This window comes from Bdellovibrio sp. (assembly GCF_036384735.1).
Taxonomy (GTDB): Bacteria; Bdellovibrionota; Bdellovibrionia; order Bdellovibrionales; family Bdellovibrionaceae; genus Bdellovibrio.
In genome coordinates this window covers 143,721-166,700 of record NZ_DASVLT010000010.1, presented here as the reverse complement: position 1 = coordinate 166,700, position 22,980 = coordinate 143,721, and the positions used below count along the sequence as shown (strand labels likewise).

Annotated in this window: 27 protein-coding genes; 11 read left to right on the top strand and 16 right to left on the bottom strand. The window is 44.7% G+C overall.

The genetic code is table 11. The features are described 5' to 3' along the window. Positions 1-188 precede the first annotated feature (188 nt). Positions 189-923 (top strand): hypothetical protein, encoded by a 735-nt coding sequence (locus VF412_RS03465; protein WP_331337810.1) that lies wholly within the window; start codon positions 189-191, stop codon positions 921-923. An 84-nt stretch (positions 924-1,007) separates the two neighbouring features. Here VF412_RS03465 and VF412_RS03460 read toward each other — a convergent pair whose 3' ends face one another. Genes VF412_RS03460 through VF412_RS03450 form a run of 3 tightly spaced genes read right to left on the bottom strand, consistent with a single transcriptional unit; the run spans position 1,008 to position 4,015 of the window. Next, positions 1,008-2,711 (bottom strand): S8 family serine peptidase, encoded by a 1,704-nt coding sequence (locus VF412_RS03460; protein ID WP_331337809.1) that lies wholly within the window; start codon positions 2,709-2,711, stop codon positions 1,008-1,010. After that, entirely contained in the window at positions 2,698-3,459 is a 762-nt protein-coding gene (locus tag VF412_RS03455; RefSeq protein ID WP_331337808.1) for a hypothetical protein, read from the bottom strand. Before VF412_RS03455 ends, VF412_RS03460 begins: the two co-directional genes overlap by 14 nt. A 37-nt stretch (positions 3,460-3,496) precedes the next feature. Next, the gene (locus VF412_RS03450; protein WP_331337807.1) at positions 3,497-4,015 is read right to left on the bottom strand and encodes a MarR family transcriptional regulator; all 519 of its coding nucleotides are present in this window, start codon (positions 4,013-4,015) and stop codon (positions 3,497-3,499) included. Positions 4,016-4,253: 238 nt separating this feature from the next. Here VF412_RS03450 and VF412_RS03445 point away from each other — a divergent pair, with 238 nt between their 5' ends. Next, on the top strand, positions 4,254-4,826 hold the full coding sequence (locus VF412_RS03445; protein ID WP_331337806.1) for a hypothetical protein: 573 nt from the start codon (positions 4,254-4,256) through the stop codon (positions 4,824-4,826). A 232-nt stretch (positions 4,827-5,058) separates the two neighbouring features. Then, positions 5,059-5,460, top strand: a complete 402-nt coding sequence (locus VF412_RS03440) for a hypothetical protein (RefSeq protein WP_331337805.1) — start codon at positions 5,059-5,061, stop codon at positions 5,458-5,460. A 7-nt stretch (positions 5,461-5,467) separates the two neighbouring features. Here the strand turns inward: VF412_RS03440 and VF412_RS03435 are convergent, their stop codons facing one another. Both VF412_RS03435 and VF412_RS03430 read right to left on the bottom strand, forming a co-directional pair. Next, positions 5,468-6,112 (bottom strand): NrsF family protein, encoded by a 645-nt coding sequence (locus VF412_RS03435; RefSeq protein ID WP_331337804.1) that lies wholly within the window; start codon positions 6,110-6,112, stop codon positions 5,468-5,470. Beyond that, positions 6,099-6,695 carry a sigma-70 family RNA polymerase sigma factor gene (locus tag VF412_RS03430; RefSeq protein ID WP_331337803.1) on the bottom strand — a complete coding sequence of 199 codons (597 nt, stop codon included), beginning with the start codon at positions 6,693-6,695 and terminating at the stop codon, positions 6,099-6,101. The genes VF412_RS03435 and VF412_RS03430 overlap by 14 nt, the downstream gene beginning before the upstream one ends. Before the next feature lie 181 nt (positions 6,696-6,876). Here VF412_RS03430 and msrB point away from each other — a divergent pair, with 181 nt between their 5' ends. The 3 genes from msrB to VF412_RS03415 are packed head-to-tail and all read left to right on the top strand — an operon-like array spanning position 6,877 to position 9,680. Further along, a complete protein-coding gene (gene msrB, locus VF412_RS03425) occupies positions 6,877-7,359 on the top strand; it encodes a peptide-methionine (R)-S-oxide reductase MsrB (RefSeq protein WP_349258992.1) in 483 nt (160 codons plus the stop codon). 13 nt (positions 7,360-7,372) lie between these two features. Beyond that, on the top strand, positions 7,373-9,094 hold the full coding sequence (locus VF412_RS03420; RefSeq protein ID WP_331337801.1) for a cytochrome c biogenesis protein DipZ: 1,722 nt from the start codon (positions 7,373-7,375) through the stop codon (positions 9,092-9,094). A 19-nt stretch (positions 9,095-9,113) separates the two neighbouring features. Next, positions 9,114-9,680, top strand: coding sequence for a HutD family protein (locus tag VF412_RS03415; protein WP_331337800.1), 567 nt, complete (start codon positions 9,114-9,116; stop codon positions 9,678-9,680). Here VF412_RS03415 and VF412_RS03410 read toward each other — a convergent pair. Beyond that, entirely contained in the window at positions 9,616-10,149 is a 534-nt protein-coding gene (locus VF412_RS03410; protein WP_331337799.1) for a DUF2127 domain-containing protein, read from the bottom strand. The genes VF412_RS03415 and VF412_RS03410 overlap by 65 nt on opposite strands. 101 nt (positions 10,150-10,250) lie before the next feature. Here VF412_RS03410 and ovoA point away from each other — a divergent pair, with 101 nt between their 5' ends. The 4 genes from ovoA (at position 10,251) to VF412_RS03390 (ending at position 15,540) form a co-directional block, all read left to right on the top strand. Next, the gene (gene ovoA, locus VF412_RS03405) at positions 10,251-13,385 is read left to right on the top strand and encodes a 5-histidylcysteine sulfoxide synthase (RefSeq protein WP_331337798.1); all 3,135 of its coding nucleotides are present in this window, start codon (positions 10,251-10,253) and stop codon (positions 13,383-13,385) included. Next, positions 13,386-14,522, top strand: coding sequence for an aminotransferase class V-fold PLP-dependent enzyme (locus VF412_RS03400; RefSeq protein WP_331337797.1), 1,137 nt, complete (start codon positions 13,386-13,388; stop codon positions 14,520-14,522). It begins immediately after the preceding gene. 76 nt (positions 14,523-14,598) lie between these two features. Further along, on the top strand, positions 14,599-15,144 hold the full coding sequence (locus VF412_RS03395) for a DUF924 family protein (protein WP_331337796.1): 546 nt from the start codon (positions 14,599-14,601) through the stop codon (positions 15,142-15,144). Positions 15,145-15,171: 27 nt separating this feature from the next. Beyond that, positions 15,172-15,540: a DUF1904 domain-containing protein gene (locus VF412_RS03390; RefSeq protein WP_331337795.1), complete on the top strand. Its 369-nt coding sequence runs from the start codon at positions 15,172-15,174 to the stop codon at positions 15,538-15,540. 3 nt (positions 15,541-15,543) lie between these two features. On the opposite strand, the gene VF412_RS03385 is transcribed toward VF412_RS03390, so the two are convergent. The 8 genes from VF412_RS03385 to VF412_RS03350 form a co-directional block, all read right to left on the bottom strand. Then, positions 15,544-15,939 (bottom strand): group II truncated hemoglobin, encoded by a 396-nt coding sequence (locus tag VF412_RS03385; RefSeq protein WP_331337794.1) that lies wholly within the window; start codon positions 15,937-15,939, stop codon positions 15,544-15,546. Positions 15,940-15,949: 10 nt separating this feature from the next. Next, entirely contained in the window at positions 15,950-17,023 is a 1,074-nt protein-coding gene (locus VF412_RS03380) for an alpha/beta hydrolase (RefSeq protein WP_331337793.1), read from the bottom strand. 143 nt (positions 17,024-17,166) lie between these two features. Continuing rightward, complete coding sequence (locus VF412_RS03375) at positions 17,167-17,952, bottom strand: Mut7-C RNAse domain-containing protein (protein WP_331337792.1); 786 nt, start codon at positions 17,950-17,952, stop codon at positions 17,167-17,169. Between the two features lie 77 nt (positions 17,953-18,029). Continuing rightward, a complete protein-coding gene (locus VF412_RS03370) occupies positions 18,030-18,482 on the bottom strand; it encodes a MarR family winged helix-turn-helix transcriptional regulator (protein WP_331337791.1) in 453 nt (150 codons plus the stop codon). Between the two features lie 8 nt (positions 18,483-18,490). Further along, complete coding sequence (locus tag VF412_RS03365; protein WP_331337790.1) at positions 18,491-19,288, bottom strand: DsbA family protein; 798 nt, start codon at positions 19,286-19,288, stop codon at positions 18,491-18,493. Positions 19,289-19,437: 149 nt separating this feature from the next. Next, a complete protein-coding gene (locus tag VF412_RS03360; protein ID WP_331337789.1) occupies positions 19,438-20,061 on the bottom strand; it encodes a hypothetical protein in 624 nt (207 codons plus the stop codon). Positions 20,062-20,214: 153 nt separating this feature from the next. Continuing rightward, positions 20,215-20,382 (bottom strand): hypothetical protein, encoded by a 168-nt coding sequence (locus tag VF412_RS03355; protein WP_331337788.1) that lies wholly within the window; start codon positions 20,380-20,382, stop codon positions 20,215-20,217. Between the two features lie 85 nt (positions 20,383-20,467). After that, on the bottom strand, positions 20,468-20,746 hold the full coding sequence (locus VF412_RS03350; protein WP_331337787.1) for a helix-turn-helix transcriptional regulator: 279 nt from the start codon (positions 20,744-20,746) through the stop codon (positions 20,468-20,470). A gap of 413 nt (positions 20,747-21,159) precedes the next feature. On the opposite strand from VF412_RS03350, the gene VF412_RS03345 reads away from it, so the two are divergent. Then, positions 21,160-21,534 (top strand): hypothetical protein, encoded by a 375-nt coding sequence (locus VF412_RS03345; protein WP_331337786.1) that lies wholly within the window; start codon positions 21,160-21,162, stop codon positions 21,532-21,534. Positions 21,535-21,547: 13 nt separating this feature from the next. Here VF412_RS03345 and VF412_RS03340 read toward each other — a convergent pair whose 3' ends face one another. Both VF412_RS03340 and VF412_RS03335 read right to left on the bottom strand, forming a co-directional pair. Next, positions 21,548-22,156 (bottom strand): M15 family metallopeptidase, encoded by a 609-nt coding sequence (locus VF412_RS03340; protein WP_331337889.1) that lies wholly within the window; start codon positions 22,154-22,156, stop codon positions 21,548-21,550. 12 nt (positions 22,157-22,168) lie between these two features. Continuing rightward, positions 22,169-22,945, bottom strand: a complete 777-nt coding sequence (locus tag VF412_RS03335) for an SDR family oxidoreductase (RefSeq protein WP_331337785.1) — start codon at positions 22,943-22,945, stop codon at positions 22,169-22,171. Between the last annotated feature and the right edge of the window lie 35 nt (positions 22,946-22,980).

Below are 22,980 nucleotides of genomic sequence, written 5' to 3'. Positions count from 1 at the left end.
TTTAACTGGGGAGCTTTCGAGCTCCCTTTTTTTATTTCCTCTTTGAATCTCCTTATTTGGATTTGTGTTTCATAGCGAGACAGTGACTCATTTCGATTAAAGACTTTTGCTGGCCTTCCGACAAGTTTCCATACTCTTTGAATAATTCGCATCCAGACTTGTTCATAGGGGAAAAAGGGGACGATCCGATGAAATTAAATAAGAAGGTTTTAGGACCTGCCGCCGTGGTCGTAGGCTTGATTGTGACTGTGCTAAGCTTTCAAAACTGTTCACAAGGTCAAAGCTCATCTAGCTCTTCAACAGACGTCACAACATCAACTGTCAGTGCTGTAGCCTACCCGTCGACATCTTCACCGATTTTCTTGGTTGCAGGTCAAAGTGTCACTTTGAAAATTGCTAAGCCTTCGGGGATGTCTGATTCCACAAGTTATGAATGGTATGTCTATAATGACGGCAATGCTCTTGATGCTCACATTGGCCTTCCTGTCGAAAGCAATGGTTATCTTTACGTATCACTCACTGTTCGTAGTGACTTAACAACAACGAAAGACCTGCATATTTACTTCTACAACTGGAGCACAGCCACTTATCTTGATGGAAATGGTGTCTGGATTCGCCTAGGCCCTTCAAGCGCTGGCACGGCTTACTCTAGCGATGCAGTCTCTGAAATGTGTTCCGTTCGAAGCAGCTATGTTCCTTCTTTCGCATTCACTCGCACAGCAGCAGTAACCTCTGCCTTGAGCATCTTCGATAATGGTGCAGGCATCGCAACACTGACCTGCACATTCACTGACAGCTCGGGAACAAGCTATGGGACAGTGGACTGCGTAAATACTTCGGCTTGGCCAAGCAACTGGGCATCTTTAAGTCTCGCTGTTTATGCAACGAACCGCTGCGGAACTTCGTATTCACAATCTTTCTAATCACGATGACCTCGGGAAAAGAACAAAAGGCGAAGCCAGCCAGCTTCGCCTTTTATTTTATCCTATTACTTAGAAGTCCGGGCCTCACGAACCACCAGCGATGTTGATGCTCCAGTTAGTCAATGTCCCCGTTCCTGAATTGGTCGATGTATCGATGACCTTCAAAGTCCAAGTACCATAAGAGCTTTCTTGGAAGAAGGCGTTACTTAAGAAGATCTCATTTCCATCATAAGTCGATTGATTTGTCAGAGCATTCTGACCATTGATAATAATACTCTTCGTACCTGACGGTGAAGTCAGTTCGATCTGCAACTCTGAAATGGCTGGATGACTGACCGCAAGTTTGATTCGCACGGCTTCGATCTTCATATTGTTCGTGACTGAAATCGTACTTGTCACACCCGCCGCCGAATAATTTGGAATGGTTGTATTAAGTGTCCCGCTTGAATACCAAGTCGTATCTGAATATGTTCCCAACGTTGAAGTGTACGATTTCGCTAAGGTCACAGCCGAATCGGCATCCACCGTTCCAAACCCATACCAGTTGTGAAACTTAAAACCTGCCGCATTTGTCACATAAGCTTGTTCCCAAACAAGCCCCGTCGGTAACGTTTTGTTAAGAGGATGACTTGTGATTGCTGCAGGAGAGTTCGTTTGCCGAGCGGTCTTTGCTAGAATGTATTTCACATCACGCCATGTAAGATCGGGATTGGCTTCCAACATCAGTGCCACGACACCAGTCAAAGTAGGGGAAGCGGAAGAAGTTCCATTAAATGAAGCCGTATAATTACAGCCAGTATTCCCACTTCCGCCCTTATCGAACGAAAGGGTGCTTGTCGACGAACTGGTCGCTTCGCCATAACTGCAGCCCATGCGATCTGTCGTGATCATGGCGGGGCTGTCATATCCATACATTCCGCCAAAAGAAGAAATCCAAAGATTCGATCCACCGGAAGAGTAACTTGCCGACCATCCGTTTGCAGTCAAAGCCGCCACGACGATTTGATAGGGGTTGACGTTATCCTGGTCAAAATTAGAATTCCCTATGCATGTTGTGCCGGAGGCTTGATAGCAATCAACTTGATAATCATTTCCCGCAGCCTTGACAAAAATCTTACCTTTGCCATTTCGACCTAGGACAACTTGTTGAAATAAAATTGTTTCGTAATCGGTGTTATCAGAGTTGCGAGACACGTAATTTTGCGTACTGCCCCAACTCATGTTCGAAATATCAAAGTCACTGCTCGCTGAGTCTCCCAGCATACTATAAGTCGGAGAAACTGAAGCCGAAATAACATTAGAACTGACTATCGAGGCCTTTGGAGCCACTCCGCGAGATCCCCTTCCATTCCACCCCACTGCCGCCGCTAATCCAGCAACAGAAGTTCCATGAACATCTGAACTCGATTTTGGAGGCGCTGTATTCGAAGTGTATGGGTAATACAACGTATAGTCTTTTGAAGTTCCATCATACAGAAAATTATCTTGAAGATCTTCGTGAGTGTCTTCAAAGCCTGTGTCAGAAATTTGAATCTTCACCCCTTTGCCGTAAACTCCTGCGGCCCAAGTTTTTTGCAAATTCAAATCCATCCCCGCTGTCCCGGACGAGGAAGCGAAAACCTTTTGCCCCGTATTGTTCAAATGCCAGGCTAAATCCAAAAGCGGATCCCCGCCATCAGAACTTGAAACTTGAAATCCTTGATCCGCGCAATTCGTAAATGCGACGGCAACGACCGAAGCAATAGCAAAAAGCGCTGCAATGGCCTTGGTCTTTCTATTGAGTGACATGCGATGTGCTCACAATCTCAAGCTCAGCACGAGCAACGCGTGGATCTTTTTTAAGAGTATCGAGAGTGGCCTGCAAGTCGAAGGGCTCTTTATTCGAAGTGACGTAATAAATTTTCGCAGCGGGAACCGCAGAAACGATTCTCAAGTCGTAATCTAAGACCAGACTTTGAAAATCCTGAACATCATCGAGAACAACCTTAAAGGTTCCTGTCACAAGACCGGGACGATTTGCATTGGGGTTAAAAACCGCCAATGGGGAACTCGTCGAAAAATTATGCTCGTCTTGATTCGCGCCAGTCTGTACCACAACATAGTGACCGATCTCACCAAGTCGTGTGCCCTCGTCCCCTTTGAAGTTTTTTGAAGGGATCGCAGAGACCCCCTTCCACACTTTCCAATCGTTCTTTTCCCACAATGTGGAGGGACGAAGATCGTTATTGCTCATTGGGAATGGAGTTTCGTCACGGCGAACTTTGAGACGTGACAGATGAAATTTTGCGTGAATGCTATCTTGCGGAAAGTAGTCGGCGCCGTTCGCAGGTCTATTGCCGGGCGAAGGATTGGCAGAGCCTTCCGTTTCCGGAGACTCAGAGGCCATCACAGTTGTTTTTGATTTGGACGAAGAAGCTGACGAAGTTGCAGCAAGGCCTTCACCTTTACGAGAAGACCCCTTATGCAGGCCTTTCCACAACAAGAAACCTGCTAACAATACAACTGCGACGATCACACCATTCCGATATTGCTTCATAGCTATATAAATATCGGAATATTTTAGCTAAACAGTACTAGAACTTAGTACCAATCACACCCATAACTTGACTAAAACGAGTCATCAAGTTTCCAATCTGAGTCTTCTCTTGTGAATCAAAATGAGACCATACTTTGTTTACGTTCTCATGGTAGACAGGATAGATCTTCTTAAGAAGTTCGAGTCCCTGCTCAGATAGTTTTACGCGGTAAGAACGGCTGTCGCCAGCGTTCTGAACTGACTGAATAAGGCCGGCATCTTTAAGCCCAGAAAGTATGGCAGAGATCGTGGCATTTGTGACGCCGACTTTCTTAGCTGTCTCAGTTGGAGTCATACCCTCTTCAGTATGATAGAGCATATTCAGAATTACGAAGCGGCTTGTGGTGATTCCATATTGATTGAAGAACTCTTCAAGCAACGTTTCGAAGTCAGTCGTGATCTTTCTCATTAATAAGTGAAGATAGACGTCCTGTGCCTGAGCATTCGCTGACTCTTTTGCCATTGAAGCTGTTACCGACTGTACCGTAGGAATCTCATCATAAAATAGTTTTGCCATACACTATGTCTCCAATGGACCTCACTCTAAATGACAAGTGTTGAAACAGTATGGATAAAAAGTTCTACAGTTCGTAACGGGTGTCTTCCAATTTACGGCTCTTTTTATTTTGATACAAACTATCCCCATGCCAACCCCTCTTTAATTCGAGCTAGCATGTGGAACCCATGGCACATCTCTTGAGTATGTGTATATGTGAGACATGAATCTAAAACGAACCTTAGAGAGAGGATTTTATATGAAAACGAGTCTTTTAAAAGTAATGAAAGCGGTGGCATTGGCTTCAATGACCATCATGTTAGCAAACTGTTCTAACTCAGGTGGCGGCAGCAGCACAAGTACTGTTGGTACATATGCAGTATCTGCAAATTATTGTACTGTAGGTGGCACATCCGGCTATCAACTTATTAACGGTATCTGCTACGTAAACGGCGTACAGCAATCTTCTACATCGCTTTGCACAAGCTACGGCGCGACTTCCTATACATCATCTGGCGGTACTTGCTACGCAACGACTACAAACTCTGGATATACTTATGTAAATGGTCTTTGCTACCAAACTTCAACTGGAACTTATGTAAGCACTTCATATTGCACAAGCTCATCTGTTGGTTGTAACGGTACTTACTACTACAGCAACGGTTATAGCCTTGGCACGATCAACTGCTCTAGCTCTAGTTCTGTATACGCTAGAAACTTGGGAAGTAACGCAGCGATTATCTCTTACGCTTCTTCAGGTACAACTTTGAACTGCTCTGGTTTGACTTTGTACTCTTCAGCAAGCACTTACGCGACAATCACTTGCCAATAGTTCCCGATCCCAAGGTATGAAATCCTCGCCAACTCTCGAAAGGGAGTTGGCCCTCTCAAAGGGCCGATAGGACGAGGTGTTCCGGGACAGCCAAGGGCAACCGGTTCCAAAATGACCAAAAGAGTGAAAACAAGTTAAAAACGCCTCTCTTACACAGAGGAAATTTGGCGTTTCAGGGCCTTTGAATTAAGACTATCTCCCAATTGATTTTTAATCATTTTAGGAGATACATATGAAAAGCCTTATCCTTGCTTTAACGACCTTCGTTTCCGCTTCAGCTTTCGCATGGCCAGGTGCCGACATCTATATGACTCGCATCCTTTGCCAATCTGCTCATCCTTACGACGACAATTCCACGACAGTCCGAGTCCTTGAAGGCGGCCTTAGCGGCATTCCTCAAATCCAAGTTTCTCGCTCTACATTTGTTGGGGTTCAAACTGAAACTCTTGTAGCTAAAAAAGTTGTTTCTGACCGTGCCGGTGCTCCGATTGCCTATGAAGCTCCCGGTGTTCGTTTGAGTGTGAACTTCACGGTGGCTCCAAAAGATGGTCAATTTCCAGGAACATTAGCGACGCAAGCGAATCCAAACGCTCCTGTTGTTTACGAAGCGCTTCTTTGCACTCAAGTGAAGTAAATCGTTATTACCAGTTTAGCAGCTTTCGAATCAGGAAAGCTGCTAGTCCTCCGACAATTACAAGCGGCACAAGAAAATGCCAAATCATGATATGAGCACCGTTCGTATCTCCGCAACTTAAAGAGATCAAAGCCCCACCCACTGCTAAACTTGAAAGTCCCACGACAAGACTGGAAAGAACCGGTCGCGAACTTGCCCCCCTGCGAACTTGCTTTGCAATAAGAAATCCCGAAATAAGGGAGGCCATCAATGTGACGATAGAACAAGCAATTCCGTGGCTGTCAGCACCACGATTCCATCCCTCTTCCGTCATTCCCATGACGCCATGAACATGCCACGCCAAAATTCCAAGAGCGACGAGCGAACACAAGCCAGTCAGAGTCTTCGAAACTTTTCGACCTGGTACCGCCAAAGTGAAAACCAATTGCAGGCCAACACCGAAAAAGACGAACCACATGATAAGGCCCATCCAAAAATGACGGTCCGAAAGCTCAGAACTTAAATCATAACGATGTCCCGTCAGCATCAAAAGAGCCGCGATGATAACAAGACCATAGATAAAATATCGCAAAGCCATCTTCCAAGGAGCTTTCCACGGAGTCACCGGCTTTAAATTTGAAGACAACTGAGAGATCAAATCATCGGTTCTCACGAGGTGCCTCCTTCACTTTTTCTTGCAGGCTTTTGATCGCACGATGAACAGTGACCTTCACGTCGCTCACCGAGTAGCCAGTTTTTTTAGCAGCTTCTTCCATGGAAAGACCTTCGATCTTTACAAGCTGTAAGACTTCTTTTTGTTTCTCAGGAAGTTGAGAAATTAAAGCTTCTGTGTCGAGATGATTGTCAGATTCAAGACTCATCAAGGCTTCGACGTTTTCCATCTCATCATCTAACGAAACAGTACTGCGCAGACTTACCTTCGATCTGCGTAGATAATCAATGGCCTTGTAGCGGGCAATAGCATACATCCAGGGAAGGAAAAATTGTTCGGGATTGTAGGTTTCCCTTTTTTGATGGATGGCCAAGAGCACCTCCTGAAGAACATCTTCCACGGCTTCGTCTCCATGGATGCGAATACGTCGAAAGGAATTGCGAATATATTTGGTTAATATGTCGCGAACCCTATTCAACAGCCGACTGTAACTCAAAGAGTCTCCCCTTTGCGCAGCGACCATGAGCTTTGACAGCTCTTGCTCGTCGCGGTCTTGAACAAGATTTCCCTTCAATTCCTTCATTCGTTGAACCTTCAAAAAAAGTTACATCTTAATTTTTCTCAAATTAAGGCCCCTTCGAAAGTCTAACTATGAGATAGCAAAATTCAACTGTAACCTTTTAAAAGATACAGCGAATGAGTCTTCAGAATGTTCAAGTAGGGAGGTTTCTATGAAATCTAAAGGAATATTGCCGCTTGTCGCCATGGCCATGTGCAGCCAAGGGTTCGCAAAGGACTTCACCGGATATCACAAACCATCTCAAGGCGAGCTCAAAAAGCAACTCACCAACCTTCAGTATGACGTGACTCAAAAAGAAGGTACGGAAGCCCCATTTCATAACGAGTACTGGAATAATCACGAAGAAGGCATCTATGTCGATGTCGTTTCAGGCGAGCCGCTCTTTAGTTCTAAAGATAAATACGACTCTGGAACTGGTTGGCCCAGCTTCACAAAGCCTCTTGATGCGAAAGCAGTGAAAACAAAATCGGATAAATCTTTGTTCGTCGAAAGAACTGAAGTACGCAGTCGTTATGCCGACTCTCACTTAGGACATGTGTTTGACGACGGGCCGGGACCAACGGGCCAACGTTATTGTATGAATTCGGCCTCTTTGCGTTTCATTCCTGTCAATAAATTGGAAGCAGAAGGTTACGGCGAATATCTGCCTTTGTTTAAAAAGAAATAGTTGAGGTTTTTTTATGGTGCTCTTTCTTTTGTCTTACATCGGTGGGGTTTTAACGATCTTAAGCCCCTGCATCTTACCCGTGATCCCTTTCGTATTCGCGAAGGCGGATCAGCCTTTCCGTAAAAGTGGTTTGCCGCTTTTACTAGGGATGGCCTTAACCTTTGCCGTGTTTTCGAGCTTAGCCGTTATCGGTGGGGCTTGGGTGACACAGGCCAATCAATGGGGCCGCTGGTTTGCAATGATTTTGCTGACCGTGTTTGGTTTGTCGTTGATCTTTCCGCAAATTTTCGAGCGCTTCTTTGAACCCTTCACTCGCTTGGGTTCAAAATTAAGTTCCGGCGGAAATCAGGCACAAAGCTTCCCTCGTTCTCTTTTATTAGGTATTGCGACGGGACTATTGTGGGCTCCTTGTGCGGGACCAATTTTAGGTTTGATTCTAACGGGAGCTGCGACTCAAGGCACTCCGGAAAAAGCGATTTGGTTTTTGCTGGCCTATGCATTGGGTGCGGCGACATCTTTGACGTTGGCTCTGGTGGCCGGCGGAAAATTCCTAGGCACTTTGAAAAAATCATTGAAGGCCGAGCGTTTGATTAAAGCTTGCTTAGGCGTCGCTGTTCTTGTCGGTGTTCTTGCGATCGGTTTGAATTTAGATCGCACGGTGCTGACCCAAGTTTCAAAAGTGCAAACAGAGGACTGGGAAAGTCGTTTGATCGATAAATTCACAGATCATCAAAGCGGATCTGCATCTGCCACACTTTCTGACGACGAGATGAAAGGACTTGTGCCAAGTCTTGCCGGGGCCACAAAGTGGTTCAACTCCCCTGCTTTGTCTTTTGAGTCTTTAAAAGGCAAAGTCGTCCTTGTCGATTTTTGGACCTATTCTTGTATCAATTGTTTGCGCACACTTCCTTATGTAAAATCATGGGCTGAAAAATACAAAGATCAGGGATTGGTTGTCATCGGTGTACACACACCAGAATTTGCATTCGAAAAAGATCCGACAAATGTAGCGAAAGCATTGCAAGACCTTGGCGTCACTTATCCGGTTGCCATGGACAATGATTACGAAATTTGGAACACTTTTGAAAATCGCTATTGGCCAGCACATTACTTTTTAGATCGCAACGGCAAAATTCGTCATCACCATTTCGGTGAAGGTGGCTATGCAGAATCTGAAAAAGTAATTCAAGAACTTTTGAATGAAGGTAGCTCGTCAAAAGCTCCGATGAAGACTTCCGTACAAGCGTCGGGAGTCCAAGCGGCAGCCCAGTTCAGTGACATGAGATCTCCGGAAACTTATGTGGGATATGCAAGGTCACAGAACTTGATTTTGAATCCGATCATCAAGGCCGATCGTGCAGAAAATTATAAGCCGGTAAAAAATCTCGAGCTCAATCAGTGGTCACTGTCAGGCCAATGGCTTATCGGTGACGAGAAAGCGACTTTGATAAAGGCCCATGGCAAAATCACTTACAGGTTTCATGCCCGCGACCTGCATTTAGTTTTGGGGCCTAAGGCCGCCGGCTCTTCAGTGAAATTTAAAGTGACCATCGATGGACATGCCCCTGGCAAAGATCATGGTACAGATACCAATGAGCAAGGCGAAGGCGTTGTGAGTGAAAATCGTCTTTACCAGTTAATTCGACAAAGTGACGGCAAGCTGATTCAAGACCACACTTTTGAAATCGAGTTTTTGGATCCCGGAGTCGAAGCTTTTGCCTTTACATTTGGATAACTGATAGACTGATCCCATCATGTTAAAAGTTCTGACAAACACTGACTATGCCGTGATGCCTTGGAAAAATGGTCTGGGCACCACAACGCAGATTGAAATAAATCCTTTGGGAAGCACTTTCCCAAAGGATGACTTTTTATGGCGCGTTAGCTCTGCAACTGTTCGCACGAGCAATCCGTTTTCAAAATTTCCTGGTTACGATCGTTTACTCGCCGTGTGGCAAGGTTGTGGTCTTCGTCTGAACGGAAAAAATTTGACTCCTTCGAATGTTGTTCGTTTTTCTGGCGAAGAGTTTATCCAAGGCGATTTGATTGACGGGGAAGTTTTAGATCTTGGCGTCATTTTTCATCGTGATTTCATTCAAGCTGAAATGACTTACGCTTCGACCCTGGCAGGACAAAGTCTCGAGCTTTACCTGAATCATGACGTGCATTTTATTTTTTGTGCCCAAGGTTCTTTTTGTACGGAAGGTCATACTGTCAATGAGGGTGAATGCTTACGCGTTGAGAAGCTCAAATTCATCAGTGTGTCGGCAGCACAGACCCTGGATCTGAAGATTTATCTGATTCAGCTCTCTCGTCGCTAAATTTGACCCAGATTAAATAAATCAGAAGCAAAATATTAAAGAAGGTCACCATCACCTTGGTCCATGTGAAGTGATTGTAAATGGCAATTAACTCGAAGGGTAAATAAAGGCCTCCAGAAATAATCGCTAGCCATTGTCCCCACGTCTTTTCTTTCCACAACCCGTAGGCCTCTAAGAAGCGAATCGTCGAATACAACAGCGCAAGAAGAGACAAGACAATGATTTCATGATCAGTGATCCCACTGAGGAGTTTCATAAGAGCTTCGGAGTACTTACCGTGTGGATTCATTCCGAAGTGCAGGACTAGATGTTCACCAAGCTTTTGTAAATCATGATGAATATAGTGAAGAAGACCCAAGCTCGCGGCCAAAGCCAGAGTGCCTTTAACGGCTTCAAAGATGGCGACAATGTGCAAGCCTCGACGATGAATTCCTTTTCTAAGCTTGTGCCAATGATGCATGAACTTCATTTTAGACCCGCCTCCCCATTTATGACAAACGGAGTGTCAATGATTGTCGAAATCCTTCAGAAACTATATCCTAATTTATGTCTATTTGCATGGAGTAAAGAATGTCTTATACCGTGTCTCTTCAGAGAAATCCAAACCTCTCGATTCCACAGGTCAATCGCAGTGCGAAGAACGAAGTTCAAGCCGCCTTCGGTAAAAGTTGGTGGACAGGTTTAGCTCCAGAGCAATGCCCGGGCTTTAACACCGAAAAACAATATCTTCAGTGCCTGCCGCTTTTGAATTTGGAAATCTGCACTCGACAAGATGTGCTTGATTATTTCAATAACACTTGGACTTTGACAGAGCTTCTTTTTGCATCGTTGAAAAGTGAATCCACGTACATCCGTCCTCCTTATCATGAGCTTCGTCATCCGTTGATGTTCTATTACGGCCATCCTGCGGTTCTTTATTACAACAAGATGCGCTTAGCTGGTTTGTTCTCTGCACCGGTGGATTTGTACTTGGAAAAAATTCTTGAAACCGGCGTCGATGAGATGAGCTGGGATGACATGTCGAAAAATGAGATGCAGTGGCCTTCAGTGCAAGCCGTTCACGATTATCGTAAAAAAATCTATGACCATGTCGTAAACATTATCAAAACTCATCCAGACCTGGAGCCAACTCCACAGCGCAACCTGGGACCGTCACATCCGCTTTGGTCTTTGTTCATGGGCTTTGAGCACGAGAAGATTCACTTTGAAACTTCCAGCGTTCTTATTCGCGAGTTGCCGCTCGAGCTTGTAGAGACACCGAAATATTGGGCGCCCCTGCATCCGTCAGCACACCAACAGACACCAACAAAGCCCACTGCTGGAAAAGATTTTCCAGTGAATGAGTGGGTGAAAGTTTCTGGAGGCAATGTCGAGTACGGAAAAAAATCATCTGCGCCTTCTTATGGCTGGGATAATGAGTATGGTTCGCGTACAAAAACTGTAAAAGACTTCCAGGTCACAAGTCATTTGATTACCAATGGCGAATTCTATGAATTCGTTTCAAGTCTTGCTTACATCGATGACAACTACTGGAGCCAAGAAGGTTTGCAGTGGAGAAAATTCCGTAACACCAAACGTCCCACATTTTGGGTAGCTCACGGCCCGGAAGGTCTTCACGATTATAAACTTCGTACAATCTTTGATATCATTGATATGCCATGGAGCTGGCCCGCAGAAGTGAACTTCCATGAAGCCCATGCCTATTTGCAATGGAAACAGGAAAAAGATCGCAGCCCGTTAGTGTATCGCCTGCTCACTGAGCCAGAACATGTGCGCCTGCGTGGAACGATGGCTAATGATCCCGTCTTGCAACAAGCTTCATATAAAAACTCTGCGGAAGCTTTGCGCCGATATGATTTTAATTTTAATTTCCAATATTCTTCTGCAAGTCCAGTGAACTTCTATAAAGAAAACGCCACCGGTGTGACAGATCTATTTGGAAATGTTTGGCAATGGGCGGAAGATCAATTCAATCCACTGGATGGTTTCAAAGTTCATCCGCTTTATGACGATTTTTCGACGCCATGCTTTGACGGCAAACATCAAATGATTCTTGGAGGAAGCTTTATCAGTTGTGGTCACGAGGCCAGCAAGTGGGCTCGTTTCCATTTCCGTCCTCATTTCTTCCAACACGCGGGTTTCCGCATCGCTGCCACATTGGATGGCAGCGCCGACAACGCGTCAACGAAACTGAAGCAATCTGATAACTATGTTCATCAACGCCGTGAAAATGTGCGCGATCAAATGCAGGCAAAGGACTGGTGGAAAAATGTTCAGCAGCCTTTGGAGCTTGATGAAAAGACTTTCAACGATCTTTGGACGTCGACTCAAAACTCGATTTTGAATTTTGAGTCTAAGCGCGAACAAGTTCCCCCAATGGGAACGGCATTAGATCCTGCAACCAACGACATTTCGAAAAACTTCCGTTTGGCTTATCAGAGCGTGAAGAATTTCCCGGAAAGACCTGATGACTATCAAAAACTTTTGCAAACAGTCATAGGCGAACTGGGCCCAACAGGACAACAACCTGGTCATCCTGGTTACATGGCCTATGTCGCAGGTGCTGGCAATGCGATTAGCAATATGGCTCAAGCAATATCACAAACTTTGAATCAATTTACGGGCCACTATAGTTTAGCTCCGGGTCTTGTAACGATAGAGATGGAAGCGCTTCGCTGGGTTTTGAATATGGTGGGCTATCCTGAAAAAGAAAGCTCTGGTATTTTCACAACTGGTGGAAGCCTTGCAACTCTATCTGCGCTTAGTATTGCTCGCAAAACTAAACTAAAAGGTTACGATTTAAGCAAGGCTCGTTTCTATGCTTCAAACCAAGCTCATCATTGCGCCGGAAAGTCATTGAGTGTCCTGGGCTTCCCTTCTGAGGCTTTGGCATTGATTCCTGTAAATGAAAAATTCCAAATGAATATTTCAGAGCTTGAAAAGACGATCGCTGCGGATCTTTCTAAAGGTCTGCAACCGATTTGCGTAATCGGTACAGCAGGAAGCACGAACACTGGCGCCATCGATGATCTATCAGCACTTTCTACGGTGGCGAAGAAAAATAATATGTGGTTCCATGTCGACGGGGCCTACGGTGGATTCTTCCTTTTAAGTGAAGCGAAGAAAGCACCTTTAAAAGGTCTCGAACTTTCCGACTCTGTCGTTTTGGATCCACACAAATCTTTATCTTTGCCTTATGGTACTGGCTGCCTATTGATTCGCGATAGATCACTCATGACATATCAATATACAGGCGCACCAAGCTACATGCCGCCGTCACCAGGTTTAGAAGATGAGGCAGGACTTCGTTTAGACTTTGCGGATGTTTCGCCAGAGCTTTCTCGTGACTTCCGTGGCCTTCGCTTCTGGTTGCCGATCAAAACTTTGGGTATTGGTCCTTTCCAAGTGAACCTGGAAGAAAAACTGGAACTTGCAAAATATCTTTCACAAGAAATTCGCAACACCCAAGGTCTTCAGCTTGTCACAGAACCGCAACTGTCTATTGTAAACTTCAAAATGACCAACGGAAAAACCCGCGATCTTTTGACGTTGATCAATAAGTCGCAAAAATTCTTCCTAAGTGCTTGCACTTTGAACAATGAATGTGTGATTCGCATCTGCTTATTAGGTTTCAGAAGTCACTTCGATGATGTAACCGAACTTTTGCAAGTGATTCGCAATGCTACAAAGGAATTAGGTGCTTAGATGAGCTCAAACAAGCTTGCAGAGTTTCAATCGCAATTTGCACGTCGTGCGGATTTGATTCATTTAAATAATGCTGGCTTAGCGCCAATCAGCCGTGTCGCGCGGGACAAGATCCAATACTGGGCGGAACGCTATTATCAAGAGGGTTTTTGGACGGACGCTGATTACATGGCAGATGTTTTATCGTCTCGCCAATCGCTCGCCACATTAATCGGCTGTCAATGGGATGAAATCGCTTGGTATCAAAGTGCCGCAGGCGCCGTCAATCAGTTTGCTTTTAGTATTGGTTTGAAATCCGGTGATGAAGTCGTCATGTGGGATCAAGAATACTCCAGTCATCTTTACCCTTGGAAGGAAGCTTGCGATCAGGCTGGTGCGACACTCAAGGTCTTAAAGTCAGAAAAAAATCTGGCAACTCCGACCGAAAAGTATCTAGAAGCTTTGAATGAAAAAACAAAAGTTGCCGCTTTTAGCTGGGTGCAATTTAGCTCAGGCGCACGCATGGACGTTGAAGCGCTCATCAAAGAATGTAAAAAACGTGGCATTCTTGTCTTCATCGATATTGCTCAAGGCTTGGGAATTCATCCATGTAAACTTTGGCAATGGGGGGCCGATGCTGTTGCTGGCGGATCTCACAAGTGGCTCGTCAGCGCTGTGGGAGTTGGCTATCTTGCAATCCGTAAAGATCTTGCGTTGCGAATGAAGCCACGATTGATCGGCGCTTACACTTATGGGACTTGTGACGATCCGTCTGACTTTGCCTGTGAACCGAAACGTGATGCGACAAAGTTTGAGCCAGGCTCAAAGCAAGTTCTGGAAATCACGGCTCTTGGGGCTTCATGCAAAATGATCCACGACATCGGCGTTGAAGTGATTGAAGCTGAAGCTGTCCGCTTAGCGCAAACATTGCGTTTAGGATTGAACGCAAAGGGTTACCAGCTTCTCAATCCATTCGGTCTTGACGCCATTTCGCCGATGATTAACTTTCTGCCCGCCCACAGTGACGAAATGGAAAAAGTCACAAAAATTTTAGATAACAATAAAATTAATTATGCGCGACGTGGTGGTGGCATTCGCCTTTCCACTCATGCGTTTAATACTGATTTGGAAATTGCCAAGGTTTTAGATCTTCTCTAGTTTTATTTCACATGAATGAATGTGTGTCTCGTCACTGTACCTAGACGAGATTCATTTTTCATTTCATTCTATAATTATGGAAATCGCCGCCCAAGATATCCTTCATTTTTGGTTCGAAGAAATTGATAGCCGTCTGTGGTTTTCAAAGGATCCCCATTTTGATGAATTGATTCGTCAGCGCTTTGCCGAAATTCACAGCAAAGCTCGTATTGGAGAAACCTATCGCTGGCGTCATTCGCCGGAGGGACGCTTGGCCGAAATTATTTTACTGGATCAGTTTTCTCGTAATATGTTTCGCGATTCCCCAAAAGCGTTTGAAAATGACATTCAAGCTTTGATCTTGGCGCAGGAAATGGTTTTGTCTGGGGATGATCGGCACCTCTCTTCAGTCGGAAAGACTTTTGCTTATATGCCATACATGCACAGCGAATCAGAACTTATTCACGAAGAAGCTGTGCGCCTTTTCTCTCAAGCAGGTCTTGAGAGCAGCCTTGAGTACGAACTGCTTCATAAAGAGATCATAGATCGTTTCGGCCGTTTTCCCTATCGCAATGACATCTTGGGCCGCACCTCAACTCGCGAAGAATTAGAGTTTCTAAAACTTCCTGGCTCGACATTCTAGGTCATAGATTGTTAAGAATGACATTTCATGAGATCGCTTATTAACGACCTTATGAAAGGATATTACATGCCTCATATCCGCATGCGCGCCATTGAAACTGAGCAAGCCGCAAAAATCAGCCAAGTCCTTCTTAAAGAACTTTCGGCAGCCACAAAGGCCGCAGAAGAAAACTTTACTTTCGAATTAATCGAGACAACTTTCTTTGCCGATGGCAAGAAGACTCGATCCTATCCCTTTATTGAAGTCTATTGGTTTGATCGCCCACAGGAAATGCAAGATCAGTGCGCGAAGATCATCACAAATCGCGTAAAGGAAATTGCAAATCCTGAAGATGTCATCGTGGTCTTTAATAAATTATCTAAAACAGATTATTACGAAAACGGCAGCCACTTTTAAATTTTACTCTGTTTCTTCTTTATTGCGCATATGATCTGCAAGACGCAAAAGAGAGTGCAACAATTCGCTTCGCAGAGGCTCCTGCACCTTCATTTCGTCAAAGGCTTTCACCATGCAAAGCATCCATTGATCTCGTTCTGATTTTCCGATTTCAAAAGGAAAGTGACGCGCACGGAGACGTGGATGGCCAAAGCGCTCTACAAACAGATTGGGGCCCCCCAACCAACCTGACAAATACATGAACAGCTTTTCCTCGGAACCACGCAAGTTCTCGGGATGAACTTTGCGTATGCCTTGGGCTTCAGGCATGGTGTCCATGATCTCGTAAAATTTTTGAACTAGGGCGCGAAGAGCTTCCTCGCCGCCAAGAACTTCGTAAGGGGTCTTTTGCTCTGACATACTTCACTAATTACGCCATCCCCTGCCATTTATCAAGATGACCTTTATTCGATGACGACGAATCGTTGGGAGAAATTTCAGTCTCATCAAAAAAATCAATAAATTGCTTAATGCGTTCCACGGCGTATGAGATGGCTTCTCTGGATTCAGGTAAAAGTGCTGCCATTCCGAAAAACTCATGCGTCACCCCCGGATAGGTCATCTGCTCAACCTCGACACCAGCTTCTTTTAACTTCATCGCATACTCTTCACCATCCGTACAAAGTGGGTCCAGCTCTGCATTGATAATCGTCGTTGGAGGAAGCCCCGCAAGAACAGCATTCATCGGTGACACCAAAGGCAGCGCACTTTCTGCCTCGACATCGCTCAGATAATATTTCTTAAACCAATCCAGCATCGCCTGGTTTAACGGCATGGCATTCGCATACTCTTGATGGGATCCTCGTTTGGAATTCAAATCTGTGACCGGGTAAATCAAAAGCTGGTGAAGCGGCAATTGAAATCGATCATCACGGGCCCGTAAGCAAACGGTTGTAGCAAGATTTCCTCCGGCACTTTCACCGGCAATGGTAATTTCTGAGCGCAAACCATTGATCGAATCAGTGTGCTCAACAATCCATTTGTAGGCGGCATAGGCATCCTCTTGCGGAAGAGGATATTTATGTTCTGGAGCTTCACGATAAGCCACCGACACCACGATCATTCCTGCAGCGTCTGTCAAAGCCCTGCAACTAGAGTCATAGGTATCCAGATTGGCAATGACCCAACCGCCGCCATGGAAATAGACGATCACAGGAAAAGGACCTATCCCCTTCGGAGAATAAATGCGAAGTAAAATTTCGCCATCTCCGCCGGGAATGACTTTGTGGTCAACTTTTCCCACAGGCATGATGGGTCCCCCCATTTTTTTGGTGATATGCCTCGACATCACACCAAAAACAGCATCTGTCATCGTTGGCAACTCGCGGGCCGCTTGAGGCCCTACAGACTCTAAAGGAGGCGTGCCAAACTCTTCAAAGGTTTCGATGATCTCGCGCATTTTTGACGTCATCTTTTCCTTAATTTCACTCTTGGTATAAGACATGAAGACCTCCGCTATCGAATAACTTCAGTATAGAGGGATTCACAGAGGCCATAAAAGAACCCGTACAAATATTTGCAAAAACAGGAGGAAATGCTGCTAACTCACATTAAAATTCTCAATGGGACTTCCGAAGCCCGCCCGCTTCACTCTGATAATTCTTTCTGAGATTCAAAGTAAACGCGTTTGAGATCGGCAATAATACGCCGCATATTTTCGTAATGAGTGCCCTCCCAGTAAATGCGATGACACTGAGGGCATTGAAAAAATTTAGAATAGGACTGGGCCACTAATGGCGGGACATGAGGAATCGCCTCCGCCGCAGATATTTCCTTAACACTTACATTGCAGTTCATACACCGAGAACACAGTGAAATCAGATTCAATAAGTCGAAACGTTTTAATACTTCAACAATTTGTTCTTTCGGCGCCTTGGCCCGCACAAAATAACCATGATCAACATTTTTCCTTTTAAGAAGGCCTCGATCACGGGTTAAAAGAATGCGCGATTCTTCATTTGATATACGCGCCAGCAATTCATCAGAGATTAAATCCTTTGCGTAGGTCACATCGAAACCAAACATGCGCATCCAATGAGCAAGCTTTCCTAAATTCACATCGACGACAAAACGTAAATACTCGGGACGATGCTCCCTCAATCCTTTACGACGAAGCTTAGTAACTCCAGCAATATCAACAGACTCAAAGATAGGATAGACGCTGACGTGATCTCCCTCTTTTAAAAGCGTCGAGAAGGGTTCGCTCACCCCGTTTATCAGTATCAAATCGACTTCGGTATGGGGTACCCCTAAAGACTCAATTATGTCTTTAACTGTGGAGACCTGTTGAATCTCAACTAAGATATCGGTCTTACGACGACTTGGAGTAAGAAAGTCATTCAATTCTTCGTAAAACCGAAAATAAGTTTTCATTCTTAAATTCTATCATGAGGAGCGAATGCCAAAAAAAGAAATACCCTGTCGTATTACAGGGTATTTCTTTAAATTCATTAAAGAGCCTCTTTGAAGAGATCTCGCAGATCTTCCAACAAGCTGGATAATTGATTCCACTTGTCCGCGCCGTATTCCTTGATAAAACGCGATTGAACGGCTGACCATTTTTTTTGTGCCTTCATCGTAAGTTCTTTGCCTTGTACGGTCAGCTCGATGACCTTCGTCAGGCCTTGCCCACTCGCCGTGGTTTTTAGCAGCCCGCGATTTTCAAGAATGTCCAAGGCCCGGTAAAGCGTGGTCCGTTCGGCATCTAGATGTTCCGCCAAACGCATTTGCGAAATCGGCTGATAACGTAGGACATTTACCAAGATAGAGTACTGGGTGATGTTAATTCCCAGTTCCTCTAGCGCTTGGTCATATCCTCGAGTTGCAACCCGCGAAGCCATTTTGAGGTTCGTGCAGACACAGGGACTTTGTCTCAATGGCTTTTCGTCAAACTTCTTAGGCATCCGCAGTCCTAGTTCTTCGCAAGCTCACGATCGATAATTGTCTTAAATGTTTCAAACGGATAAGCCCCGCGCACAGACACACCGTTAATGATGAACCCTGGAGTTCCCGTAATGCTGAATTTTTGTGCCTCTGCAATATCAGCTTCGATGCGTGCATTTACTTTTTCAGATTCTTTATCCTTCTGCACTTTCGCTACGTCAGCGCCGACCTTTTTAACAACGGAATCTAAGTACTTTTCCTGGCCCGACTCAAGTTTGCCTTGGTTCGAGAACACTTCATGATAGAACTTCTCTGCTTTCTCTGGGCTTTGCAAACGAATCGCCTCAAAGCGTTTCGCGGCAGGCATTGCCATCGGATGCATCGGCAATGGCATGTTTTTCACAAGAATTTTTACTTTATCGCCGTAAGTCTTACGAACTTGCTCAAGAGTTTTATAACCGCGGCCACAGAATGGGCATTCGAAATCTGTATACTCAACAATTGTGATCGGAGCCGAAGTAGAACCAATGAACCCACGCTCTGATTGAATTTCGGGTTTTAGAGGATTTTTAAGTTCGTCATCCATGCGCTTCTTCTCATTTTCAGCTTCATGCTCCCGAGCCTTCATTTGCGCAGCTTGAGCAGCCTTTTGAACCGCTTCCATGAAAGTATCTGGATTTTTCTCGATCGCGTTAGCGAGAACCTCTGGATGCTTTTCTAACATGTCGCTCATTTGCTGAGGAGTCATCGTTGACGAACATCCCGCAAATAGCAAACCCAACGCACTTAGGCCGACGACGAACATACTTTTGCTGAATAATTTCATACCCTTTTCCTTCCTTCGGCTCGAAAAAGCCTGAGGATTTATTGTTTATATGATGTATATACATCATATAAACAATAAAATAAAAGGTAATCAGTGGAAGTCTAGAGATCCGTCAGAATTAGAGACGGATCATTACGAGATGCTAAAGGCTATTGAGAGTAACCAGGTTGCAGATCTCCCTCAAGCTTACACGCGACATGCAGCTGGTAGGACTGCTTTGCGTCGCTATATGAGTCAGAAACATCCATAATAACAGTTTCAAGCCCTTCGTAGAATTTTGTATTTCCCGGAGTTTCCATTTCGCGTCCCATGACCCAATGACCATTCACATCAAATTTGGTAACGGAAGTTACCGTTCCATTGAGGACAGCGTGCTGACGAAATTCATAGCTTGTGCCATTATTAAAAGACACTCCACCAGTATAAAGCTGCGGCTCTAAGTCCATCACAATTTGATACCGAAGGTTCTCAAACTTGCGATCTAAAACCACAGTTTTATGGGTCTTAAAATTTTCAAGTACATCCCAAATAAACTCCGGAGCAGACGTAGAAGAAAAAGTCTGTCCATCTGCATATTTCACAGCGGCAGTTTCTACACAAGAAAGGATGAGGCTGGAATATTTTGTTTTCAATGCTTGGTCTAAAGGCAGCGTGGAAAGATCCACCGTTTTTCCATCTGTCGTGACTTGTTCGCCACTCGAACTACTGGATTTATTGGAACTGCATCCGGTCAGAGCCATTAAAAGCAGTCCTATTATCACTAGCTTTTGCATATTGTCCCCTACCCTCGTGCGGGCTTCAGGGATCCTAGTCGTCTCCAGCGGAAGATTCCACAACACTCGTTGCGAATGTAAACTTCGGAAAACTTCTGCCAAGAATTGTCAGTCCAGAATTTAAGGATTTACCGAGCGGATGATGACACTCTTTTAAGGGTGAGTGTCTGAAACATTTGTATGGCTGACGTTTTTAAGAGAGTGATTACTAAACGTCGGTTTTCCGCCAAGAAGAAAGCCAATCGTCAAACACACTCCAACGATCACGTAAGGGATGCATTCTAAGACTGTGGCGATGAGTTTGTCTTTTTGCGATGTCATAAGTACCTTCTTGAGATAAAGGTACCAGGCACTTCATAAAGCCCGCATAAAAGCGCGGGCCGCAGAAATAAAAAATATATAAATTTTAGGTACTTTCCTTAGTCGCGAAGTGCTCATCCCACCGCTTAATTGCCATGACTTCTGCGTCGACCTTGGCCTGCTGAACGTAGCGACTGCGCATCTCATCTTGAGAAATACGATAGACCTCGCACATCCGCTTTAATACCTCGATAGGTGGTTTTCTTTTGCCAACTTCAAGACTTGATAGAAATTGTGAATTCTTATATCCAAGAAGCTTCACGGCTTCCTGTTGAGTAAGAAAAACTCCCAAACGCTTTTGTTTTATGAATTCAGATAAGGACACTCAGTTCACCCACATTGACCCAATACCTTTTGTTTTAATAGAAAGTAAGGACGAGCTCAAAGCCAGGCTATAGCGTCGGTTTAATTGTCATGAAACTAAATCAAGAGTGATTTCAAAATTCGCCTAATTCCAGTTGTTTCAATTGTCTTTCAGAGGAAGTGACAATTCTCTTCAGTTAAGAACTTCTATTGCCAATATCACGACTCTTTGATCACTTGGGTATTGAGATAAGCGCTGCCGAACTCTCGACATTTTACGATCTTTCGGCAGTCTAGGTTGCCGGGATTTCGGCGCCTTTCTTTTTAAATCCTCTATGCTTCATTTGAGCTAGCTCCCTCTTCGGCACATCGGTTGCTTTTATGATCGTTCGAAACGTCGGCAATACCGCTGATGAAAAATTCAAAGGGGATTCTATGAAAAAGCAATTCATCACACTTTCAATTTTAACTGCTCTTTTTGGTCTTGCGATCACAGAGCCAACTCACGCCACTGAAACTCAGATAAATGAATGCAACCAACAGATGCTTGAGACCACAGGTTGCAATTTTGTGATGTACCATATGACATCGATAGTTGTGCCTGCAGAAGTCGCTAAAAATAAAAAAATTGTCTTCTCACTTATGAGTGAAGGTAAGATTGAAACACCCGAAAGATTCACGGTATATGCGACTGATTTTGCAGCTAAGACCAGTGGTTCCTACATAATCACGAACGAACGAAATTATGCTCCAATCGGTTTGACAGTGAAAATTGTCCCTGATTCATTCCGCTTGTTATCGGCACAATAATTAAATAAGGCCACTATTCTAGGACAGGATGGTGGCCGTAAACTTGTTCTTTTGCCATGGCATTGAAATGCCACCACTCGTGCTCTAAAACTTTGAATCCTTGATTTTCCAAAAGGCTTCTTAACAACAATCGATTTTCCAATTGCCTTACCGTCAGCTCGCCCGTTTTTAGAAAGTGCTGTTCTAGTTTTGGCTGAGCCAGATCTTTGAAATCATCAAAGCCTGTTCCCATATCCAATAGCTCCCCGTCGCAAGTTTGCAGCGTCAGATCAATGGCCATTCCGAAGTTGTGCAGTGAACCCGGATAAGGTGCCGCTACATAATTTTGAAATGGAGTTCCTGCAAGATGATTATAAAACTGCCCCTGAATGCTGCGCGGGCGAAGAGCATCCCAGATATGAAACTGTAGACCTGGATGTTTTTCTTTTAATTCCGCACAAGCTTTAGCAAACATCTGTGCCGCTACCGGCGCTAGAAAACACCGCTGGAAGCCACCATAAACGTCTGCCTTCATAAAGTTGTCCGTCGTCGAATATTTTAGATCAAGGACCACCTCTTCAGAAGTTTTGATTTCCGTGAAGTTTTTTTCGATCCAAGCAATTTGCTTTTCAAAATCGTTCATCACAAACCCAATTTACCATTCTACTTTGCGGGCCGCGAGCATGCGATCGTTAAACTGATTGAAGAAATCGTTGTATTTCTCTGGTCCGGCATCCGTGGCAAAACGTTGCATATGCACCCGTTTGACCAAAATCTCTTTCACATCAGGTTCTGTTTTCAAGATTTGCATCACTTCACTGATAAACTCATTCAAAGGCATCGCATTTGGATCACTCGCTTGACGTTGTCCCATCAAGCTTGTTTGCACATAAGGAGGAACAAGCTCAATCACTTGCACCGCCGTGTCTTTCAATTGATAACGCAAACTCTGTGTATAAGAATGAATAGCCGCTTTCGTTGCGCTGTAAGTTGGTGTCATCGCTAACGGAGCATAAGCCAGACCAGATGTGACCGTCATAATGAAAGCAGATTTTTGCTTGATTAAATGTGGCAGAAGGACTTCTGTCAGCTGCATAGGCCCCAAAAGATTTGTCATCACTGTCTCGTGACGAATTTCTGGCGTTGGTCCTTTCAGCATATTTTCATTCTTCATAATGCCTGCGTTGTGGATGACTCCGTTCAAGGACGGAAAATCCGCTATGGCCTTTTTCGCTAAGGCTTCGATGGACTTCGCATCCGTCATATCCACAGTCATAGTTTTAAAACCAAGATGGGCCGCTTCCGTCAACTTCCCTTGAGAGCGTCCTGCAATAATAACTTCATTGTTTAATTTTTTCAGTTCAAGAGCGAGTGCCAAGCCGATGCCTGATCCGCCGCCGGTAATAAGAATGGTGTTACCTGTCATATTCATATGGAAGACCTCGATTAAGATCCTCCAAGCGTGGC

Excerpts from the sequence above, each read along its gene's own strand:
- VF412_RS03465 (WP_331337810.1), top strand. The coding sequence starts at position 189 with ATGAAATTAAATAAGAAGGTTTTAGGACCTGCCGCCGTGGTCGTAGGC.
- VF412_RS03460 (WP_331337809.1), bottom strand. The coding sequence starts at position 2,711 with ATGTCACTCAATAGAAAGACCAAGGCCATTGCAGCGCTTTTTGCTATT.
- VF412_RS03455 (WP_331337808.1), bottom strand. The coding sequence starts at position 3,459 with ATGAAGCAATATCGGAATGGTGTGATCGTCGCAGTTGTATTGTTAGCA.
- VF412_RS03450 (WP_331337807.1), bottom strand. The coding sequence starts at position 4,015 with ATGGCAAAACTATTTTATGATGAGATTCCTACGGTACAGTCGGTAACA.
- VF412_RS03445 (WP_331337806.1), top strand. The coding sequence starts at position 4,254 with ATGAAAACGAGTCTTTTAAAAGTAATGAAAGCGGTGGCATTGGCTTCA.
- VF412_RS03440 (WP_331337805.1), top strand. The coding sequence starts at position 5,059 with ATGAAAAGCCTTATCCTTGCTTTAACGACCTTCGTTTCCGCTTCAGCT.
- VF412_RS03430 (WP_331337803.1), bottom strand. The coding sequence starts at position 6,695 with ATGAAGGAATTGAAGGGAAATCTTGTTCAAGACCGCGACGAGCAAGAG.
- msrB (WP_349258992.1), top strand. The coding sequence starts at position 6,877 with ATGGCCATGTGCAGCCAAGGGTTCGCAAAGGACTTCACCGGATATCAC.
- VF412_RS03420 (WP_331337801.1), top strand. The coding sequence starts at position 7,373 with ATGGTGCTCTTTCTTTTGTCTTACATCGGTGGGGTTTTAACGATCTTA.
- VF412_RS03415 (WP_331337800.1), top strand. The coding sequence starts at position 9,114 with ATGTTAAAAGTTCTGACAAACACTGACTATGCCGTGATGCCTTGGAAA.
- VF412_RS03410 (WP_331337799.1), bottom strand. The coding sequence starts at position 10,149 with ATGAAGTTCATGCATCATTGGCACAAGCTTAGAAAAGGAATTCATCGT.
- ovoA (WP_331337798.1), top strand. The coding sequence starts at position 10,251 with ATGTCTTATACCGTGTCTCTTCAGAGAAATCCAAACCTCTCGATTCCA.
- VF412_RS03400 (WP_331337797.1), top strand. The coding sequence starts at position 13,386 with ATGAGCTCAAACAAGCTTGCAGAGTTTCAATCGCAATTTGCACGTCGT.
- VF412_RS03395 (WP_331337796.1), top strand. The coding sequence starts at position 14,599 with ATGGAAATCGCCGCCCAAGATATCCTTCATTTTTGGTTCGAAGAAATT.
- VF412_RS03390 (WP_331337795.1), top strand. The coding sequence starts at position 15,172 with ATGAGATCGCTTATTAACGACCTTATGAAAGGATATTACATGCCTCAT.
- VF412_RS03385 (WP_331337794.1), bottom strand. The coding sequence starts at position 15,939 with ATGTCAGAGCAAAAGACCCCTTACGAAGTTCTTGGCGGCGAGGAAGCT.
- VF412_RS03380 (WP_331337793.1), bottom strand. The coding sequence starts at position 17,023 with ATGTCTTATACCAAGAGTGAAATTAAGGAAAAGATGACGTCAAAAATG.
- VF412_RS03375 (WP_331337792.1), bottom strand. The coding sequence starts at position 17,952 with ATGAAAACTTATTTTCGGTTTTACGAAGAATTGAATGACTTTCTTACT.
- VF412_RS03370 (WP_331337791.1), bottom strand. The coding sequence starts at position 18,482 with ATGCCTAAGAAGTTTGACGAAAAGCCATTGAGACAAAGTCCCTGTGTC.
- VF412_RS03365 (WP_331337790.1), bottom strand. The coding sequence starts at position 19,288 with ATGAAATTATTCAGCAAAAGTATGTTCGTCGTCGGCCTAAGTGCGTTG.
- VF412_RS03360 (WP_331337789.1), bottom strand. The coding sequence starts at position 20,061 with ATGCAAAAGCTAGTGATAATAGGACTGCTTTTAATGGCTCTGACCGGA.
- VF412_RS03355 (WP_331337788.1), bottom strand. The coding sequence starts at position 20,382 with ATGACATCGCAAAAAGACAAACTCATCGCCACAGTCTTAGAATGCATC.
- VF412_RS03345 (WP_331337786.1), top strand. The coding sequence starts at position 21,160 with ATGAAAAAGCAATTCATCACACTTTCAATTTTAACTGCTCTTTTTGGT.
- VF412_RS03340 (WP_331337889.1), bottom strand. The coding sequence starts at position 22,156 with ATGAACGATTTTGAAAAGCAAATTGCTTGGATCGAAAAAAACTTCACG.
- VF412_RS03335 (WP_331337785.1), bottom strand. The coding sequence starts at position 22,945 with ATGAATATGACAGGTAACACCATTCTTATTACCGGCGGCGGATCAGGC.